Annotated in this window: 17 protein-coding genes and 2 tRNA genes; 11 read left to right on the top strand and 8 right to left on the bottom strand. The window is 69.4% G+C overall.

Annotation, left to right across the window (positions count from 1 at the left end):
* Positions 1-762 carry a hypothetical protein gene (locus ACFV9W_RS30635; protein WP_385767301.1) on the bottom strand — a complete coding sequence of 254 codons (762 nt, stop codon included), beginning with the start codon at positions 760-762 and terminating at the stop codon, positions 1-3.
* 183 nt (positions 763-945) lie between these two features.
* Between ACFV9W_RS30635 and ACFV9W_RS30630 the strand changes: the two genes are divergently transcribed.
* Positions 946-2433 (top strand): protein kinase, encoded by a 1488-nt coding sequence (locus ACFV9W_RS30630; RefSeq protein ID WP_385767379.1) that lies wholly within the window; start codon positions 946-948, stop codon positions 2431-2433.
* Between the two features lie 105 nt (positions 2434-2538).
* Here the strand turns inward: ACFV9W_RS30630 and ACFV9W_RS30625 are convergent, their stop codons facing one another.
* Positions 2539-3966, bottom strand: coding sequence for an amino acid permease (locus ACFV9W_RS30625; RefSeq protein ID WP_385767298.1), 1428 nt, complete (start codon positions 3964-3966; stop codon positions 2539-2541).
* Between the two features lie 161 nt (positions 3967-4127).
* On the opposite strand from ACFV9W_RS30625, the gene ACFV9W_RS30620 reads away from it, so the two are divergent.
* Both ACFV9W_RS30620 and ACFV9W_RS30615 read left to right on the top strand, forming a co-directional pair.
* Positions 4128-4616 (top strand): ribose-5-phosphate isomerase, encoded by a 489-nt coding sequence (locus tag ACFV9W_RS30620; RefSeq protein WP_385767295.1) that lies wholly within the window; start codon positions 4128-4130, stop codon positions 4614-4616.
* A 168-nt stretch (positions 4617-4784) separates the two neighbouring features.
* Positions 4785-5606 (top strand): Fpg/Nei family DNA glycosylase, encoded by an 822-nt coding sequence (locus ACFV9W_RS30615; RefSeq protein WP_385767292.1) that lies wholly within the window; start codon positions 4785-4787, stop codon positions 5604-5606.
* Here ACFV9W_RS30615 and ACFV9W_RS30610 read toward each other — a convergent pair.
* Positions 5603-6835 carry a GNAT family N-acetyltransferase gene (locus ACFV9W_RS30610; RefSeq protein ID WP_385767289.1) on the bottom strand — a complete coding sequence of 411 codons (1233 nt, stop codon included), beginning with the start codon at positions 6833-6835 and terminating at the stop codon, positions 5603-5605. The genes ACFV9W_RS30615 and ACFV9W_RS30610 overlap by 4 nt on opposite strands.
* Before the next feature lie 139 nt (positions 6836-6974).
* On the opposite strand from ACFV9W_RS30610, the gene ACFV9W_RS30605 reads away from it, so the two are divergent.
* Entirely contained in the window at positions 6975-8147 is a 1173-nt protein-coding gene (locus tag ACFV9W_RS30605; protein WP_385767286.1) for a PP2C family protein-serine/threonine phosphatase, read from the top strand.
* 6 nt (positions 8148-8153) lie between these two features.
* Here ACFV9W_RS30605 and ACFV9W_RS30600 read toward each other — a convergent pair whose 3' ends face one another.
* Positions 8154-9335: a cation:proton antiporter gene (locus ACFV9W_RS30600; protein WP_385767282.1), complete on the bottom strand. Its 1182-nt coding sequence runs from the start codon at positions 9333-9335 to the stop codon at positions 8154-8156.
* A gap of 144 nt (positions 9336-9479) precedes the next feature.
* Between ACFV9W_RS30600 and ACFV9W_RS30595 the strand changes: the two genes are divergently transcribed.
* Positions 9480-9917, top strand: a complete 438-nt coding sequence (locus ACFV9W_RS30595) for an HD domain-containing protein (RefSeq protein ID WP_385767279.1) — start codon at positions 9480-9482, stop codon at positions 9915-9917.
* Positions 9918-9956: 39 nt separating this feature from the next.
* Here the strand turns inward: ACFV9W_RS30595 and ACFV9W_RS30590 are convergent, their stop codons facing one another.
* Positions 9957-10751, bottom strand: a complete 795-nt coding sequence (locus ACFV9W_RS30590; protein ID WP_385767277.1) for an SDR family NAD(P)-dependent oxidoreductase — start codon at positions 10749-10751, stop codon at positions 9957-9959.
* Between the two features lie 79 nt (positions 10752-10830).
* Positions 10831-11988 carry an acyltransferase family protein gene (locus ACFV9W_RS30585; protein WP_385767274.1) on the bottom strand — a complete coding sequence of 386 codons (1158 nt, stop codon included), beginning with the start codon at positions 11986-11988 and terminating at the stop codon, positions 10831-10833.
* A gap of 510 nt (positions 11989-12498) precedes the next feature.
* Here ACFV9W_RS30585 and ACFV9W_RS30580 point away from each other — a divergent pair.
* Positions 12499-12693 (top strand): hypothetical protein, encoded by a 195-nt coding sequence (locus tag ACFV9W_RS30580; protein WP_385767271.1) that lies wholly within the window; start codon positions 12499-12501, stop codon positions 12691-12693.
* Between the two features lie 90 nt (positions 12694-12783).
* On the opposite strand, the gene ACFV9W_RS30575 is transcribed toward ACFV9W_RS30580, so the two are convergent.
* Positions 12784-12854: transfer RNA gene (locus tag ACFV9W_RS30575), tRNA-Gly, on the bottom strand.
* Positions 12855-12993: 139 nt separating this feature from the next.
* On the opposite strand from ACFV9W_RS30575, the gene ACFV9W_RS30570 reads away from it, so the two are divergent.
* From ACFV9W_RS30570 to clpX, 5 genes are all read left to right on the top strand, one after another.
* Positions 12994-13070 (top strand) — tRNA-Pro (locus tag ACFV9W_RS30570).
* Positions 13071-13229: 159 nt separating this feature from the next.
* Positions 13230-14618: a trigger factor gene (gene tig / locus ACFV9W_RS30565; RefSeq protein WP_385767268.1), complete on the top strand. Its 1389-nt coding sequence runs from the start codon at positions 13230-13232 to the stop codon at positions 14616-14618.
* A gap of 394 nt (positions 14619-15012) precedes the next feature.
* Complete coding sequence (locus ACFV9W_RS30560) at positions 15013-15618, top strand: ATP-dependent Clp protease proteolytic subunit (protein WP_266725478.1); 606 nt, start codon at positions 15013-15015, stop codon at positions 15616-15618.
* Between the two features lie 61 nt (positions 15619-15679).
* Complete coding sequence (locus tag ACFV9W_RS30555) at positions 15680-16339, top strand: ATP-dependent Clp protease proteolytic subunit (RefSeq protein WP_266719658.1); 660 nt, start codon at positions 15680-15682, stop codon at positions 16337-16339.
* A 155-nt stretch (positions 16340-16494) separates the two neighbouring features.
* Entirely contained in the window at positions 16495-17781 is a 1287-nt protein-coding gene (clpX, locus tag ACFV9W_RS30550) for an ATP-dependent Clp protease ATP-binding subunit ClpX (protein ID WP_385767265.1), read from the top strand.
* Between the two features lie 78 nt (positions 17782-17859).
* Here the strand turns inward: clpX and ACFV9W_RS30545 are convergent, their stop codons facing one another.
* Positions 17860-18909, bottom strand: a complete 1050-nt coding sequence (locus ACFV9W_RS30545; protein ID WP_385767263.1) for a hypothetical protein — start codon at positions 18907-18909, stop codon at positions 17860-17862.
* Positions 18910-18927: the final 18 nt, after the last annotated feature.

Below are 18927 nucleotides of genomic sequence, written 5' to 3'. Positions count from 1 at the left end.
CTAGCGCACGCCCGGTTCGGTGCGGCGGGTCCACCACAGGCCCGCCCCGCCGGCCGCGAGCAGCGCGGCGCCGACCGCGCCCAGCGGCAGCACGGCGTCACCGGCGCCGGTCGGGGGCAGGTCCCCCTGATCGCTGCCGCCCCCCTTGTCGCCGCCCTTGTCTCCGGCAGGCGCGGCCGGCTTGTTCTCCGTGCCGAGCAGCAGCGGCGTGACGGGCGCGTTCGGCGAGGGGCTCGTGGTGCCGAACGGCACCGGGCCCTGCTGCCAGAACGTCTTCTTCGTGTCCCCGCTCTGCACCGGCAGACAGATCTTCCCGGTCTTGTCGAGATCGAATGTCGCGGCGACCTTGTACGACTTCGACTTTCCCGCGGCGAGATTGTCGATGGCGCAGGAGAATCCGCTGTTGGACCCCTTCGGCAGCTTTCCCTCCGGTATCGCCGTGCAGTTCGGCACATCCTTCACCACAAGCCCGTCGAATCCCACGACGGCCAGGATGACGGGTCCGCTTCCCTTGCTTCCCTGATTGCTGACGCCCGCGACCAGATTCTGCGTCTGTCCGGTCGAGTTGTCGGCCGAGATCTTCTCCGGCAGCGTCGTGGTCAGCTTCACCCCCGCGGGCGCCGCGTCCACCTGCTTCCCGCCCTCGTCGCTGCCCGTACCAGGCCCGTCGTCCGCGAGCGCGGCGCCCGGCAGCACCATGAACGCCGTCACGGCGGCCGCGCACAGCGACCCGGCGATTTTGATCTGACGTCGTGAACTCATACTCGTCGTCCCCCTAGGTTTTCGGCTTCCCCCAACCGCGGCCGAATTCGCGGCACTTGAAGAGGTACCACAAGATTTCTCCCCACTATGCTGGGGCGGCGCGAAGCGTCGATTTTGTGTTTCTCTGTGTTTCGGGGGTGCAGTCGATTGCCTGGGAATGCGAGCGGAGGCGTCCAGGGATTACTGGTGGCGTCCCGCTACCGCCTGGACGAATCGATAGGCCAGGGCGGAATGGGGCGCGTGTGGCGCGCGGTGGACGAAATGCTCGACCGCCGGGTCGCCGTCAAGGAAATGCGCATCGACGGGCTCGACCCCGAGGACGCCCGCACCCGCCGCGAGCGCACGCTGCGCGAGGCCCGCGCCACCGCCCGCATCGACCACGCCGGGGTGGTGCGCGTCTACGACGTCGTCGACGAGGGCGAACGCCTGTGGATCGTCATGGAGCTGATCGACGGCCGCTCCCTGGAGCAGGTCCTCGTCGAGGACGGACCGCTGCCGCCGGACGAGGTCGAGCGGATCGGGCTGAGCCTGGCGGGGGCGCTGCGCGAGGTGCACGCGGGCGGTGTGCTGCACCGGGACATCAAGCCCGGCAACGTACTGATCGAGGGCGTGGGGCAGCACCGCGTCATGCTCACCGACTTCGGCATCGCCGCGATCCAGGACGCCAAGGCGCTCACCATGGTCGGCATGCTGGTCGGCTCGCCCGACTACATGGCGCCGGAGCGGGTCGCGGGCCGCCCGCAGGGGCCGCCGTCCGACCTGTGGTCCCTCGGGGCGACACTCTGCGCGGCGCTCGGCGGCAACTCGCCGTTCTCCCGGGAGACGACCCTCGCGACCCTGCACGCCGTCCTCTACGAGGAGCCGCGGCTGCCGCCCGAGGCGGGCCGGCTCGGCCCGCTCCTCGCGGGCCTGCTGGCGAAGGAACCGCAGGACCGCCCCGACGTCGACACGGTGACCGGGTCACTGACCCCCGTCGAGGCCCCGAAGCCCTCGGAGGTGCCGCAGCCCAGGACCCGCACCCTCGACATCGGCCTGCGCCGCCCGGAGCCCGCCGCGCCGCCGCGGCCGAACCGGCGCAGGACGGCCCTCGTCGCGGGCGGGGGAGTGCTGGCCGTGGGCCTCGCGGTGACGCTCGCCCTCACGCTGCCGAACGGGGACCCGCGGGCCGGCGGCCCGACACCGACGACGTCACGGCCGCCGACGGTCGAGGGCACGTCCCGGCCGCCCACCGAGAGCCTTCCGGCGGGCGCGCGGCGGGAGGCCGGGTACGCGTGGGTGCCGCCGAAGGGCTGGGAGCGGGTGGTGAAGACGGCGTCCGAGGTGCACTACACGTCACCGGACGGCACCCAGGAACTCGTCGCCCAGTCGGCCCTCGCGAAGGACGACCTGCTGGCCACGTGGCAGAAGTCCGAACGCGCCGCCCACCAGGGCCAGGACTACAAGAAGCTCCGCCTGACCCGCACCGCGTTCCGCGGCCGCCCCGCGGTGGTCTGGGAGTACCTCTTCACCCTCAAGGGCGCCCGCTGGCACGCGGAACTCCTCGGCTTCGACCGCGGCAGCCGCTCCTACCAGGTGGGGACGTGGTACCGCCCGGAGGTGGAGGACCGGGCGAGGGCGACGTACGAGCGGGTGAAGGAGACGTTCACACCGTTGAGTACTTCTGCCGGCTGAGTCCGGGCAGCATCAAGTCCGGACCAGCAGATCGAGCCCCTGCGGCGATTGAGCAGCGGGGTCCGGGGCAGCGCCCCGCGACGCCAACCCCGGACCCCGCAACACTCACGCCGCCTTCGCCCGCTGCACCTTCTCGCGGACCAGCGCGAACCCGACGACGAACGCCGCGACGAGCAGGGAAAGCAGCACCTGCTCCCGCCCCGCGTCATCCGTCAGCATGTACACCAGCACGAACGAGATCATCGCGATCGTCGCCCACGTCAGATACGGGAACAGCCACATCTTGACGACGAGCTTCTCCGGCTGGTCGCGGAGGATCATCCCGCGCATCTTCAACTGCGTGAAGCAGATGACGAGCCACACGAACAGCGCGACGGCTCCGGAGGAGTTCAGCAGGAAGTTGAAGACGGTGTCCGGCCACTGGTAGTTGAACCAGACGGCGAGGAACCCGAACACGACGGAGCCGAGGATCGCGGTCCGCGGCACACCGCGCGACGTGGTCTTCGCGAACGACTTCGGCGCGTCACCGCGCTGCCCGAGCGAGAAGGCCATCCGGGAAGCGGTGTAGAGCCCGGAGTTCAGGCACGACAGCACGGCCGTCAGCACGATGACGTCCATGACCTGCCCGGCGTGCGGGATGCCGATGGCGTTGAGAGCGGCCACGTAGGACCCCTCGTCGACGATCGACGGATCGTTCCACGGCAGCAGCGTGAGGACGACGAAGATCGAGCCCAGGTAGAAGATGCCGATCCGCCAGATCACGGAGTTCGTGGCCTTGGTGACGGCCTTCTGCGGGTCCTCGGACTCACCGGCGGCGAGCGTGACGATCTCGGAGCCCATGAAGGAGAAGACGACCATCAGCACACCGGTGAGGATCGCCCCTGGCCCCTTCGGGAAGAAGCCGCCGGTGTCGGTGAGGTGCGAAAGACCGGAGCCCGGGTTGTCGGAGCCGGGCAGCAGGCCGAAGACGGCGAGCAGGCCCACGATCACGAACGCCGCGATCGCGACGACCTTGATCCCGGCGAACCAGAACTCGAACTCCCCGTAGGAGCCCACGGCCGCCAGGTTCACGACGGTGAGCACGACCATCACGATCAGCGCCCACCCCCACTGCGGGACGCCCGGTATCCAGCCGTTGAGGATCTTCGCGCCGGCCGTCGCCTCCACGGCGAGCACTACGACCCAGAAGAACCAGTACAGCCAGCCGATGGAGAAACCGGCCCAGCGGCCGAGCGCCTGGTCGGCGTAGGCGGAGAAGGAACCGGAGGAGGGCCGTGCGGCGGCCATCTCGCCCAGCATCCGCATCACGAAGACGACCATCGCGCCGACGAGTGCGTACGAGACGAGGATGGCCGGGCCCGCGGCCGCGATGCCGGAGCTGGAGCCGACGAACAGACCGGCTCCGATGACGCCGCCGATGGCGATCATGGACAGGTGCCGGTTCTTCAGCCCTGCCTTGAGTCCGTCTCCGTCGCCGCCGGTGGGCGGCGTGCCGGAGGAGGCCCCGGTGGTGGGGGGCGACTGCGTGGTCATGCACGGGTCCTTACGTTTGCGGTAAACGTGCGCTCGCATTCAATGCACCCGGGCGGCCCGATCGGAAGCTTTGAGTCCGGATTGTTGTCAAGGCCACGACCGGCGCCCCGGCGGGCACCCGGAGGCGGCTACCCGGCCCGCCTCGTGCCACACTCGGACCCATGCGCGTGTACCTCGGCTCGGATCATGCCGGCTACGAACTCAAGAACCACCTGGTCGAATGGCTCAAGGCCCACGGCCACGAGCCCGTCGACTGCGGGCCCCACATCTACGACGCCCAGGACGACTACCCGCCGTTCTGCCTCCGCGCCGCGGAGCGGACGGCGGCGGACCCCGACGCCCTCGGCATCGTGATCGGCGGCTCCGGCAACGGCGAGCAGATCGCCGCGAACAAGGTGAAGGGCGTCCGTGCGGCCCTCGCGTGGAGCGAGCAGACCGCCGCGCTCGGCCGTGAGCACAACAACGCGAACGTGATCTCCATCGGTGGGCGGATGCACACGCAGGAGGAGGCGACGAAGTTCGTCGAGATCTTCCTGGCGACGCCGTACTCCAACGAGGAGCGCCACCAGCGCCGCATCGACATGCTGTCGGCCTACGAGGTGTCGGGCGTGCTCCCCGCCATTCCGGCGCACCACCCGCAGCAGGACTAGCCCACCCGGGGTTGCGCCCTCGGGGCTCCGCCCCGGACCCCGCTGCTCAATCGCCGCAGGGGCTTGATTGGCTCAGCTTGATCTATCAAGCCCCGCCGGCGATTGAGGCGCGGGGTCCGGGGCGGAGCCCCGAGGCGTCAACCACGGTTACCGGAAAGGAACACCGGCGTGCCCGAAGGTCACACGATCCACCGGCTCGCCCAGGACCACGCCGAGAAGTTCGCCGGCCGCACGGCCACCGTGAGCAGCCCGCAGGGCAAGTTCTCCGACGCCGCGGCGCTCCTCACCGGTCAGGAGCTCACCCGCACCGAGGCCCACGGAAAGCACCTCTTCCTCGGCTTCGGCGACGACGACGCCTGGATCCACATCCACCTGGGCCTCTTCGGCAAGTACACCTTCGGCCCCGCCCCCGCCCCGCCGCCCACGGACACCGTCCGCCTGCGCCTGGCGAACGACAGCCACTACGCGGACCTCCGCGGCCCCACCACCTGCACGCTCATCACGGACGCCGAGAAGCAGGCGATACACAACCGCCTCGGCCCGGACCCGCTGCGCCCCGCCGAGGACCCCGCCAGGGCCTACGCGCGGATCTCCCGCAGCCGCACCACCGTCGCCGCGCTCCTCATGGACCAGAAGGTCATCTCGGGCGTCGGCAACGTCTACCGCGCCGAGGTCCTCTTCCGGCACGGCATCGACCCGTACATCCCGGGCAAGAACCTCACCGAGCCCCAACTGCACGCCATCTGGGACGACTTGGTGGCGCTGATGCACGACGGCGTCCGCGCCAACCGCATCGACACCGTCCGCCCCGAGCACACCCCCGAGGCGATGAACCGCCCGCCGCGCGTCGACGACCACGGCGGCGAGGTCTACGTCTACCGGCGCGCACCCCAGCCCTGCCACCTGTGCGGCACCGAGATCCGCACGGCGGAACTGGCGGCCCGCAACCTCTTCTGGTGCCCCACCTGCCAGCCGCCGGGCACGTACTAGAACCCGTGCGGCAGCCACGGCGCGACGGTCGACCCGAACGCCACCGACGCCTCCGCGAGCGCCCCCGGCCGCAGCTCCCGCACCCGCCCGGCCCCGGCCAGTTCGAGCAGTGACGTGTCGCCGAGGTAGGCCGCACCCAACTCCCGTACGGACAGGGCGAGATCGGCCGGTTCGTTGGTCCGCTTGCAGGAGGCGCCGCCCTTCGCGTCACCGGTGAGGCGCCAACGCCCCTCGTTCCAGGGGCAGAAGGCGTCCCGCGCCTCGAACACGACGTCCACGGGCGCCAGATACGTACGCGCTTCGAGCGCCTCGCCCACCTCCACCAGACGTACGTGCATCGAGTCGCGCACCCGCACCTCGCACCGCCGGATGTCGGAGACCAGCGAGAACAGCGGATCGTCCACCGGCAGGTTGCCGCACTCCACGGTCTCGGTGAGGTCGATGGAGCACAGGAACCGCCACAGCGCCGCGTACGCCGCGGGCTCGACCGCGGTCACCTCGCGCACCAGGACGGTGCTGCGGTCCAGTCCGTGCGCGGACTCCGGCTTCACGTGGAAACGGGCGAACCCGACGGTCTCCCCGCCCAGTTCGGCGACGACGCACTGCAGCGGCGAGGCTCCGCCCCGGTCCTGCTCCGGGTCGAGCAGCGGCAGCCGCTCCCAGCCGGGCAGCCGCCCGAGCATCCCGGGCCGCGTCCCCACGGTCCGCAGATACACGGCCTCGCAGCGCTCGGCGGCCTCGGCGGGGTCCAGGTACCGCAGCCGCACGTCGTCGGCCCCGGCGGGCGCCTCGATGCGGACCCGCCGCGACTCGATGCTCACGGTCGCCTTGCGGGTCCCGGTCCCGTAGCCGAACCGCCCGTAGATCACGGGCTCGGACGCCGTGAGGACCGCGAGGGGCTCGCCCCACCCTCGTACGTCGTCGAGTTGACGGCGCATCATCTGCGTCAGGATGCCTCGCCTGCGGTGCGTCGCGGCGACGCTGACCATGGTCACGCCCGCCGCGGCCACGAAGGCCCCGCCGGGCACCGAGACGCGGAACGGGAAGGCGCCCGCCGTGCCCACGCACTCGTCGTCGTCCCAGACGCCGATCGAGCGGTCTACGGAGGTCAGCTCCCGGTACAGGCCGCGCTCCTCCGGAGCCTCGGTGACCCCGCCGAAGGCCCGCTCCAGCTTCCCGTACCAGTCGTCCCACTCGCTGTCGCGCAAGGTGCGCAGATCGGTCGCCATACGCCATCCCTACCAGGGCGGGCAGCGACGGGCGAGGGATTTTCCCTCCCGTACGGGAGCTGACGGGCGTGCCCGGAAAGGGGGACAAGTGGGACCTCCCGTGCACAGCCCCGGACCCGGTGGATAAGGTCCACGAACAATGGCGGTACGACGAGAGCGGCGCGGGCGCGGACAGCGCGCGGAGGCCGATACGTTCCCGGCCCGGTTGAGAATGCGAGTGCACCGGGCTCGCACAGCCGTGCGCAAATCCGGTGTGGACTACTTCCGCGGGGACGGCTCGGACTGGATCGCGCTCGTCGGGCTGCTCATCACGATCCCGGTGATCGCCGCGGCCACGATCCTGAACCCCGTCTGGTGCGCGCCCGCCGTGCTCGTCCTGCCGATCGTCGCGGGCGGCCTGCTGCTGCGCCCGGCCAGCCTGCTCGGCCTGTACGCGGCGGCGGCCGCGGCGCTGATCGTGGAATCGTTCCAGCTCGGCCCGTACACCCAGCGCGCGGCCGGGGTCACGCCCGGCACCGTGCTCACGGTCGCGGCCTGCGGGTTCTTCGGCCTGCTCATCGCCCAGTTCCGCAGCCGGGTCGGCGTGCCCTGGCGGCGCGGCGGAACGATGCTCTTCGACCTGCGCGAGCGGATCCGTACGCAGTCGCGGCTGCCCAAGCTGCCGCCGGGCTGGCACCGCGAGATGGCGCTGCGCCCGGCGGGCGGCCAGTCGTTCTCCGGTGACTTCGTCGTCGCGGCCCGTACGAACAACGGGCGCACGCTCGAGGTCGTCCTCACGGACGTGTCGGGCAAGGGCATGGACGCGGCCTCGCGTGCGCTGCTGCTGGCCGGCGCCTTCAGCGGACTGCTCGGATCGCTGCCGCCGCACGCCTTCCTGCCCGCGGCCAACGGCTATCTGCTCCGCCAGGACTGGGACGAGGGCTTCGCGACCTCGATCCACCTCGTCCTGGACCTCGAATCGGGGGACTACGAGCTGTACTCCGCGGGCCACCCGCCGGGCCTCCAGCTCAGCGCGGGCACCGGGCGCTGGGAGGAGAAGGCGGCCGAGGGCCCGCTCCTCGGCGTCTACGACGGGGCGGAGTTCGATGCCACGAAGGGCACCTTGCGCCCCGGTGACGTGCTGATGCTGTTCACGGACGGCCTCGTGGAGACCTCCGACCGGGACATCAGCGAGGGCATCGACCGCCTCACCGGGGAAGCCGACCGGTATGTGACCGGCGGCTTCCACGGTGCGGCCTGGCACCTCATCGAGGCGGTGGCCAAGGACGTCAACGACGACCGGGCGCTGCTGCTGATCTGCCGGGACGCGTGAGGCGTTCTACACCCCGGCGCCGACGCGTGGTTCGTCGAGCAACGGCGCCCGCTCCTTGACCGGCAGGATCCGGGCCAGCCATTCGGAGCGGCCCGCGGCCATCGGGCCGAGCACCGCCAGCAGCAGTACGTAACCCGCGATGAACGGCGAGAGCCGTTCGTCGAGCCCCGCGCCCGCCGCCATCGTGGCGAGGATCAGCGCGAACTCGCCGCGCGCCAGCAAGGTGGTGGAGATGTTCGCGGCCGGCCCGGCCCCGAACCCGTAGATCTTCGCCCCGCCGACCCCCGCGAGGACGTTCATGACGAGCGTCAGCGCGACCGCCGCGAGTACGGGCCACAGCACGCTCGGCAGGTCACCGGGGTCGATGGAGAGCCCGAACCCGAAGAAGAAGATCGCGCCGAAGGCGTCCCGCAGCGGGTGCACCAGCGTGCGGATCCGCTCGCCGGACGCGGTCGAGCCGAGCATCAGACCGACCATGAACGCCCCGATGGCGTCGGCGACCCCGAACCACTCGGAGACCCCGGCCACGAACACCGCGGCACCGAGGAAGGAGATGACGAGGAGCTCGTCGTCCTTGGTGTTGAAGAGCATGCCGACGATCCGCGTCCCGAACCGCGCCGCGAGCGCGAGCAGCAGCAGGAACCCGAAGGCCTTGCCGCCGTCCAGCACGGCCGCCGACAGCGAGTCCGCGCCGGACAGGATCGGCTGCAGGGCCGCCAGATACAGGGCGAGGAAGATGTCCTCGACCACGATGATCCCGAGGATCGGCTTGGTCTCGGGGTTGCCGAGCCGGCCGGTGTCGACGAGGACCTTGGTGACGATCGCGGACGACGAGATGCCGAGCACCCCGGCGAGGACCAGAGCTTCGGATGTGCCCCAGCCGAGGGCGAATCCGAAACCGAGGCCGGCGCCGACGTTCAGCGCGAGGTACGTCCCTCCGGCGACGGCCATCTTGCGGCCGCCGGTCTTGAGGTCGTCCATGTGGAACTCGAGGCCGAGATAGAAGAGCAGCAGTACGAGGCCGAGCGCGGAGAGCATCTCCAGGTCGTGCGGGTCGGAGAGCAGCACGACGCCCGGCGTGTGAGGGCCGAGGAGTATCCCGGCCAGGATGAACAGCGGAATGGTGGGGAGTCCTATGCGCCCGCCCAGGCGAGCGAGGACGGCGGCGGCGAGAAAGGCGCCGCCCATGGCGATCAAGGTGTCTGCGTGTCCGATGGGCCCGTTCCTTCCTTGGTCAAGAGAACGTCAAGAAAGCGTCAATACTTAGCTTACCAAACGACCTGGGTCCAAAGTCCCGAGTGCGTGCGGGAGCCGCGTGAGAGGCTCTGCGGCATGCTCACGCTGACGGAAGTCGAGGCCCTGGCGCGGCGGGCCCACCAAGGGCAGCAGGACAAGGCGGGCCGCCCCTACGCGGAGCACCTGGCGGCCGTCGCCGAGGGCACGCGCGCCCGGGGCGGCGGCGAGGCGCAGATCGCCGCGGCCTGGCTGCACGACGCGATCGAGGACGACGCGCTCACGGAGGAGTGGCTGGAGGCGGCCGAACTCCCGGCGGAGACGAAGGCGGTCGTCCGCGCGCTGACCAAGCGCAAGGGCGAGCCCCCGGAGACGTACGCCCGGCGCATCCTCGCGACCCCCGGCGCCCGCCTGGTCAAGGAGGCGGACCTCGCCCACAACGCGGATCCGGGCCGCCTCGCCGTCCTCGACGAGGCGACCCGGAATCGCCTGACCCAGAAGTACGCGAGGATGCGCGCGCTGCTGGGGATCGACTGAGTGTTTTACGGCCGTAAAGGCCATACGGCCGTAAAGGCCCTACGGCAGGATCGAGTCCACGTACCCGCCGTCCACCCGCAGGGCGCCGCCGGTCGTGGCGCTCGACAGGTCGGAGGCCAGGTAGACCACCATGTTCGCGATCTCCTCGGGCTCGATGAGCCGCTGCAGCAGGGACTGCGGCCGGTGCTCGCGCATGAAGGCCCGCTGTGCCTCGTCCCAGGGCAGTTCGCGGTCGACCAGTTCGTAGACGAAGTCCTCGACGCCGCCCGTGTGGGTGGGACCCGCGATGACGGAGTTGACGGTCACGCCGCTGCCGGCGGCCTGCTTCGCGAAGCCGCGGGTCACGGAGAGCAGCGCCGTCTTGGACATCCCGTAGTGGATCATCTCGGCGGGGATCACCACGGCCGAGTCGCTCGCGATGTTCTGGATCCGGCCCCAGCCGCGCTCGGTCATGCCGGGCAGATAGTGGCGGATGAGGCGGACCGCGGCCAGCACGTTCACCTCGAAGTAGCGGCGCCACTCGTCGTCGGTGATCTCCAGTGGGTCGGCGGAGCCGAAGATGCCCAGGTTGTTGACCAGGATGTCGATGTGGGGGAGCGCATCGGCGGCGTCCCGCAGGCCGTCCTCGGTGGTGACGTCGGCGGCGACCGGGACGAGGTCGGCGCCGGGGGCCTCGGCGCGGATGCGGGACACGGCCTCGTCGACGCGCTCCCGGGTGCGGCCGTTGACGCCGACGCGGGCCCCGGAGCGGGCGAGACCCGTCGCGATGGCGGCGCCGATGCCCTGGGTGGATCCGGTGACCAGGGCGGTGCGCCCGTTGAGATCGATCTGCATGAGGCCGGGACTCCTCGTGATGCGGGTTCGGGAAAGGGCGGGCGGGTTCGTCCCCGGTCCCACCCTTACCCGAACCACGTCAGGCGCGCTGCCTGGCCCGTGCCGTCTCGGTGGCGTCCTTCTTGAACGCCCACGGCATCCGCGGCTCCATGGCGAAGCGGAAGGCCCGCTGCACCGGTGGCGTGCACAGGGCGGTGACCACGGCGCCCGCGATGAGCGTGACGGCGACCTCGCCGTACGGGGTGTGCGTCCAGTCCGCGTCGAACCAGCCCCAGAACCGGGAGCCCTTCGCCAGGAACCCGTGCAGCAGATAGCCGTACAGCGTCCCGGCGCCGAGCACCGTGAACCATGTCCTGCGCCCCGGCACCCACGCGAAGAAGCACGCGGTGAGCACGATCGAGCAGCCGAACAGGGCCAGCGTCATGACGACGCCGACCCACCACGGGACGCCCAGCTCCTGCGCGCTGTCGCGGTGGTAGAACCACACGGACGTCATGCGCGGCGCCGCCCAGTAGGCGAGCAGGAAGGCGCACAGGCCGATCGGCACGGACAGGATCCGCACCTCGCGCCGCCGCACGAGCTGGAAGTGCTCGGGCTTCAGGAACAGGCCGAGCACGAAGAACGGCAGGAACTGCAGTACGCGCTGCAGGTCCAGGTCGTCGCCGATGTCGGGGGAGACCGAGGCGAGCACGGCGATGGCGATGGAGAGCGGGATCGGCCAGCGGACGATCTTCCACAGCGGCGTGGTGAGCCGCCAGACGAACAGCGCGACGAGGAACCAGGTCAGGAACCACGGGTCGAGCAGGCTGACCGGGTGCCCGGGGTCGTTGTCCGCGTACTTCTTGAAGATGCTGTACGCGACCTCGAAGATCACGTACGGCACCGCGACGCCGGTGATGAGGCGCCGCAGCCGGTCGGGCCGCATGTCGAAGCTGCGCGAGAAATAGCCGGAGATGATGATGAACGCCGGCATGTGGAACGTGTAGACGATCTCGTACAACGCTTCGGCGGTACGGCTGCCGTCGGTCAGCGGCTCCCAGGAATGGCCCATCGCGACGAAGACGATGGCCAGGTATTTGGCGTTGTCGAAGAACGCGTCGCGCTGCTTGGGCTTGGAGGGCGCGGGGGTGTCGGCCGGAGCGGGGGCCGTTTTCCGGGGGGAGACTTCCGCGGTGGGCCGCGCGGTCGGCGGGAGCGGGGTGCGGTGCGAGTCCTGTGGGTGCAGCGAGTTGCTCACAGGCCCTCCCACCAGGAACTCGGGGAGATCGTGGGGGGCCGCACTGCGCCGGTGGGGATGAAGGCAGTGTGGAACATCTGAGGCACCTTAGTGGGGCCCCTGTGATTTCGTAAAACCCTCAACTCGATTCCTCCTTGGTGTTTCCAGGTACCCCGTTTGTGCGGAAGTCGACATGAGGTTTGTGAGGTTGTGCCCCATCGGTTTGCCCGCCCTTGGTGAAATGACCGATTCGTCCCGTACCGCTCGGGCGTTAATTGGACATCGCTTTTCCTTGATTTTCCTGTGTGCAAACCAAGGGGAAACTGAGAGAAAGCCTGCAGGCCGAGCCGACGGTGGGCGCGCGGGACGGCCGGGACGATAGAAACGATCAAGCCGAAACCCGCGGGTACGTGGCCGACGATGCGTCACGGGCCGCATAGGCGCGCCGGGTTGGTGGCACGATGGTTCTGGCGGGGGGTGCGGCTTCACCCTCCGGGCCGGGAGAGCGGACCGACCTAGGGTGTGATCAGTGTGGCCATTTCGCTGTCAGTGGTGCTGTTGTTGGCGATCGTTCTCGTCGTCCTCATGCGCGGCGGCTCGCTCAAGGCGGGGCCCGCCATAGTCGCGGTGCTCTTCGGGTTCTTCCTCGCATCGACCGGAATGGCGCCGGCGATCAACAACTTCCTCAACTCGGTCGCGGACAGCGTCAGCGCGATCAAATTCTGAGACGGCGGTCCAGGGCGCCCGGCGAAGACCGCGAAAAAGCCTCCGGCCCGGTCCACGAGGAGTGGAACCGGGCCGGAGGCTTTTCTCAAGAGCGGGCGACGGGAATCGAACCCGCGTAGCTAGTTTGGAAGACTAGGGCTCTACCATTGAGCTACGCCCGCACGGCCGCACCGCAGGTCGGCGACCGCGGTACGCAGGCATCGTAGCGGGTCGAGGGCGTCGAGTGCACACCCTCTTTCCGGCGGCCCGCAGCGCGGGAGTCGCACTGCCTGCGGGCATGTACCCTACGTGTCGCACCGACGGGGTGTGGCGCAGCTTGGTAGCGCGTCCGCTTTGGGAGCGGAAGGCCGTGGGTTCAAATCCCGCCACCCCGACCAGCGTTCGGGCGCAGGTCGTGAGACCGCCCCCGGGTTCTCCGAGATCGCATCAAGATCGCATTGTGGGTCAGCAGCGGCGTGCCGTTACTATGCAAGCTGCATGCCCGTGTGTCTCTAAGCCGGGCAGATCCCAGAAGTCAGCCCCCAAGGAGACCCACCGTGAAGAGCGCCGTCGAGACCCTGAACCCGACCCGGGTTCGGCTCAGCATTGAGGTGCCCTTCGAGGAGCTCAAGGACAGCCTCGACGCGGCGTACAAGAAGATCAACCAGCAGGTCACGGTGAAGGGCTTCCGCAAGGGCAAGATCCCGGCCCGCGTCATCGACCAGCGCTTCGGCCGCGGTGCGGTTCTCGAAGAGGCGGTCAACGACGCGCTCCCGAAGTTCTACACCGAGGCCGTGAACGAGGCGGAGCTCAACGTCCTCGGTCAGCCCGAGGTCGACATCACGGACCTGAAGGACGGCGAGACGCTGAACTTCACCGCTGAGGTCGACGTGCGCCCGACGATCGAGATCCCGGACTACTCCGGCATCGAGGTCGAGGTCGACGCCACCGAGGTCACCGAGGAGGACGTCGACAAGGCCGTCGAGCAGCTGCGCGACCGCTTCGCCTCCACCGCGCCGGTCGAGCGCGCCGCCGAGGACGGCGACGTCGTGACGATCGACCTGGAGGCCAAGGTCGAGGGCGAGGTCCTCGAGGACGGCGTCGCCTCCGGCGTCTCGTACACCATCGGCTCGGGCGAGCTCCTCGACGGCATCGACGACGCCGTCAAGGGCCTGGAGGCCGGGGCTGAGGCCACCTTCACCTCCGAGCTCAAGGGCGGCTCCGCCGAGGGCAAGGACGCCGAGGTCACCGTCAAGGTGACCCAGGTCGCCAAGCGCGAACTGCCGGAGCTCGACGACGAGTTCGCGCAGCTCGCCTCCGAGTTCGACACCCTCGAGGAGCTGAAGGCCGACAGCCGCAAGCGCCTCGAGAACCAGAAGCTGAACGACCAGGCCACGCAGGCCCAGGAGCGCGTCCTCGAGAAGCTGCTCGAGCTGGTCGAGGTCCCCGTCCCGGAGAAGCTCCTCGAGGACGAGGTCCAGACCCGCAAGCACAACCTCGAGAACCACCAGCTCGCCCAGATGGGCCTGAACCTCGAGAAGTTCCTCGAGATCCAGGGCAAGACGGTCGAGGAGTTCGACGCCGAGACGAGCGAGCAGGCCGTCAAGGGCATCAAGACGCAGTTCGTCCTCGACGAGCTCGTCAACAAGGAGAAGCTGAACGTCAGCCAGGAGGAGCTCACCGAGCACCTCATGCGCCGCGCCGCCTCCTCCGGCATGTCCCCCGACCAGTTCGCCCAGGCCGTCGTCGAGGGTGGCCAGGTCCCGATGCTCGTCGGCGAGGTCGCCCGCGGAAAGGCCCTTGCCACGGTCGTCGAGGCCGCCACGGTCAAGGACACCAACGGCGAGGTCGTCGACCTCTCGGACGACGAGGAGGAGACGGAGGAGGCCACCGAGGCCGCCGCCGAGTCCACCGAGGGCTCCGCCGAGGACCAGGACAAGGCGTAACGCCTCCGTCCCTAGCGTGAGCGAGGTCCCCCGGAACCGTGATGGTCCCGGGGGACTTCGCATTTGCTCTTGGGGGCGCGGGGAACTGCGCAATCCCCGCGCCGGGCCGCCAGCGGCCAAAGGGGCTGAGGGAAGACGCGTCTTGCGCCCCGCGCGCCATGCGCGCGCAGTTCCCCGCGCCCCTGGCGGCACCGTTGCCAGCCCCCCGTAGCGGAGCGCACCGTACCTGCGCTCACAGCGAACAGTTCCATCCGCGGGATTCCCCGGAGGGGGCCGCGCGTTAGGGTCCATGAAGAGAAGGGCAGGGGCGTCGGAGGACGGCCCCCGGCCCAGCTAAAGACGCGAGACGGCGCGTAGCCGTCAGAGACGAGCAGGTGGATCCGTGACGAATCTGATGCCTTCCGCCGCAGGCGAGCCGTCCATCGGTGGTGGCCTCGGCGACCATGTCTACAACCGGCTGCTCGGCGAGCGCATCGTCTTCCTCGGCCAGCAGGTCGACGACGACATCGCGAACAAGATCACCGCACAGATGCTGCTCCTTGCCGCAGACCCGGACAAGGACATCTTCCTGTACATCAACAGCCCCGGCGGCTCGGTGACGGCCGGCATGGCGATCTACGACACCATGCAGTACATCCCGAACGACGTCGTCACCATCGGCATGGGTATGGCCGCCTCCATGGGCCAGTTCCTGCTGACCGGCGGCTCGGCCGGCAAGCGCTTCGCGCTCCCGCACACCGACATCCTGATGCACCAGGGCTCCGCGGGCATCGGCGGTACCGCGTCGGACGTGAAGATCCAGGCCGAGTACCTGCTGCGCACGAAGAAGCGCATGGCCGAGATCACCGCGCGCCACTCCGGCCAGAGCGTCGAGACGATCATCCGTGACGGTGACCGTGACCGCTGGTTCACCACCGAGGAGGCCAAGGAGTACGGCCTCATCGACGAGATCATCACTGCCGCTACGGGCGTTCCGGGCGGCGGCGGCACCGGCGCCTGATCCTCGCGATCACGTCGGCACAGCCAGCCAAGCCCACCCTCACCAGGACGGAACACCGACCATGAACAACTTCCCCGGCAGCGGCCTGTACCAGGGCCCCCAGGTCGACAACCGCTACGTGGTGCCGCGCTTCGTCGAGCGCACCTCGCAGGGCGTGCGCGAGTACGACCCGTACGCGAAGCTCTTCGAGGAGCGCATCATCTTCCTCGGCGTGCAGATCGACGACGCGTCGGCCAACGACGTCATGGCGCAGCTGCTGTGCCTCGAGTCGATGGACCCGGACCGCGACATCTCCATCTACATCAACAGCCCCGGCGGCTCGTTCACGGCCCTCACGGCCATCTACGACACGATGCAGTTCGTGAAGCCGGACATCCAGACGGTCTGCATGGGCCAGGCCGCCTCCGCGGCCGCCGTCCTGCTGGCCGCCGGCACCCCGGGCAAGCGCATGGCGCTGACCAACGCCCGCGTGCTGATCCACCAGCCCTCCGGTGGCACCGGCCGTGAGCAGCTCTCCGACCTGGAGATCGCGGCCAACGAGATCATGCGCATGCGTGCTCAGCTGGAAGACATGCTGGCCAAGCACTCGACGACGCCGATCGAGAAGATCCGCGATGACATCGAGCGCGACAAGATCCTGACGGCCGAGGACGCGCTCGCGTACGGCCTGGTCGACCAGGTCGTGTCGACGCGCAAGATGAACAACGAGGCGATCGCGTAGTCAGCGCTGTATCGTCTGCCGTCCCCTCGGCACGGTTCCCGTAAAAGTGAACCGTGCCAAGGGGGGCCCGAACGGGGGGCCCGGCAAGGTACCGTCGGATACAGGCACCAGGAGCCGCTTGTGCGAGCGTCTCCCAGGCGAAGGGGAAGCACCTCGTGGCACGCATCGGTGACGGCGGCGATCTGCTCAAGTGCTCGTTCTGCGGAAAGAGCCAGAAGCAGGTCAAGAAGCTCATCGCAGGCCCCGGTGTGTACATCTGCGACGAGTGCATCGACCTCTGCAACGAGATCATCGAGGAAGAGCTCGCGGAGACGAGCGAAGTGCGCTGGGAAGAACTTCCCAAGCCGCGCGAGATCTACGAGTTCCTCGAGAGCTATGTCGTAGGACAGGAAGCCGCCAAGAAGGCCCTGTCCGTCGCGGTGTACAACCACTACAAGCGCGTCCAGGCCGGCGAGAACGGCGGGGCGAACGGACGGGACGACGCGATCGAACTCGCGAAGTCCAACATCCTTCTCCTCGGCCCGACCGGTTCCGGGAAGACGCTCCTCGCGCAGACACTGGCCCGCATGCTCAACGTCCCGTTCGCCATCGCCGACGCGACGGCGCTGACGGAGGCGGGCTACGTCGGCGAGGACGTCGAGAACATTCTGCTGAAGCTGATCCAGGCGGCCGACTACGACGTCAAGAAGGCCGAGACCGGGATCATCTACATCGACGAGATCGACAAGGTCGCCCGCAAGTCGGAGAACCCGTCGATCACCCGTGATGTGAGCGGTGAGGGCGTGCAGCAGGCGCTCCTCAAGATCCTTGAGGGGACCAGTGCCTCGGTGCCGCCGCAGGGCGGCCGCAAGCACCCGCACCAGGAGTTCATCCAGATCGACACGACGAACGTGCTGTTCATCGTGGGCGGCGCGTTCGCCGGTCTGGAGAAGATCATCGAGTCGCGGGCCGGCGCCAAGGGCATCGGCTTCGGCGCGACCCTGCACTCCAAGCGCGAGCTGGAGGAGAAGGACCAGTTCCAGGAGGTCATGCCGGAGGACCTGGTGAAGTTCGGGATGATCCCGGAGTTCATCGGCCGCCTCCCGGTCATCACCGCGGTCCAGAACCTCGACCGTGAGGCGCTGCTCCAGATCCTCGTCGAGCCGAAGAACGCTCTGGTCAAGCAGTACCAGCGGCTCTTCGAACTCGACGGTGTGGAGCTGGACTTCGAGCGCGAGGCGCTCGAGGCCATCGCCGACCAGGCGATCCTGCGCCGCACCGGCGCGCGAGGACTGCGCGCCATCATGGAGGAGGTCCTCCAGTCGGTGATGTACGAGGTGCCGTCCCGCAAGGACGTGGCCCGCGTCGTCATCACCGCGGACGCCGTCCACTCGAACGTGAACCCGACGCTGATCCCGCGCGACGCCCGTGGCGGCGGCAGCGGCGAGCAGAAGTCGGCGTAGCGGACCGCCAGTCGGCAAGAGAAGGGCCCCGGTCGGAGATCCGACCGGGGCCCTTCTCATGTGGTGCGGGTGCGGGCGTCAGGACTTGACGCGCACCTCGTCGCGCAGCTTCGCCGTCGTGTCGGCGGCCTCGCTCAGCGGCTGCTCCTTCTTCGAGATGATGGCGCCGCTGTCGGAGTACACGATGTACGTGACCGTGCTGTGGTCACCCCAGATGCACATCGGCATCTTGAAGCTCGACGGCACGCCCGCGGTGGACGAACTGCCGCCGGGCATCTCGTACTTGGCGTTCTGGCACTTCATGACGCCGTTCTTGAAACCGGTCGGCGTGAACGCCTGGGGCGAGCCCTCGAAGGAGACCTTGGCGCCGCTCGCGCCGGCCGCCTCCTCCTTGGACTTCCTCTCCATCTCGGAGAACATCGAGTCGACGACCTTCTCCGGGTCCTCGATCGTGCCGTAGACGCCACCGAAGTTGATCGCCTTGACCGAGGTGCCGGAGCCCGCCTTGTAGCTGGCGTTCACGCTCTTGGGGTCGGTCACGCCCCACTTCTTGGCCTCCGCGAGGTCGCTCTCGCTGAAGGTGCCGCTGCTGGAGGTGTTCGCGCTGCTCTTCTGGTACTCGCCGAGGACCGTGGCCGGCGTCGTCAGCTTGTGCGCGCCGTCGTCCGCCACGGACGAGCCACTGCCGCCGCTGTCCCCGCCACCGAAGATGAAGTAGCCACCCACGCCGAGCGCCGCCACCACGGCGACCGCGCCGATCACGATGCCCAGCACCTTCTTGTTGCCGCCCCCGCCGGAGGGCGGCTGCTGCGGGTACTGGCCGTACGGGGCCTGCTGCTGACCGTACGGGCCGGGCTGCTGGGGCTGGCCGTAACCGCCAGGCGCCTGCGGCTGGCCGTACGGGGCACCCGGGGCGCCCGGGGGCTGCTGCGGGGGAACGCCCTGGGGCGCCTGCTGCGGCGGCTGCTGCGGGTAACCGTAGCCGGGCTGCGGCGCCTGCTGGGGCTGGCCGTACGGGCCCGGCTGCTGCGGCTGACCGTAGGGGCCCGGCTGCTGGGGCTGCTGACCGTACGGACCCGGCTGCTGCGGCGGCTGGTTCCCGTACGGGCCCGGCTGGTTGTGGCTCATTACTGGCATTCCCTCCCG

The organism is Streptomyces sp. NPDC059897 (genome assembly GCF_042730865.1).
Lineage (GTDB): Bacteria > Actinomycetota > Actinomycetes > Streptomycetales > Streptomycetaceae > Streptomyces.
Note: the sequence above shows the minus strand (reverse complement) of the source record. Positions and strands in the feature narration are given on the sequence as shown.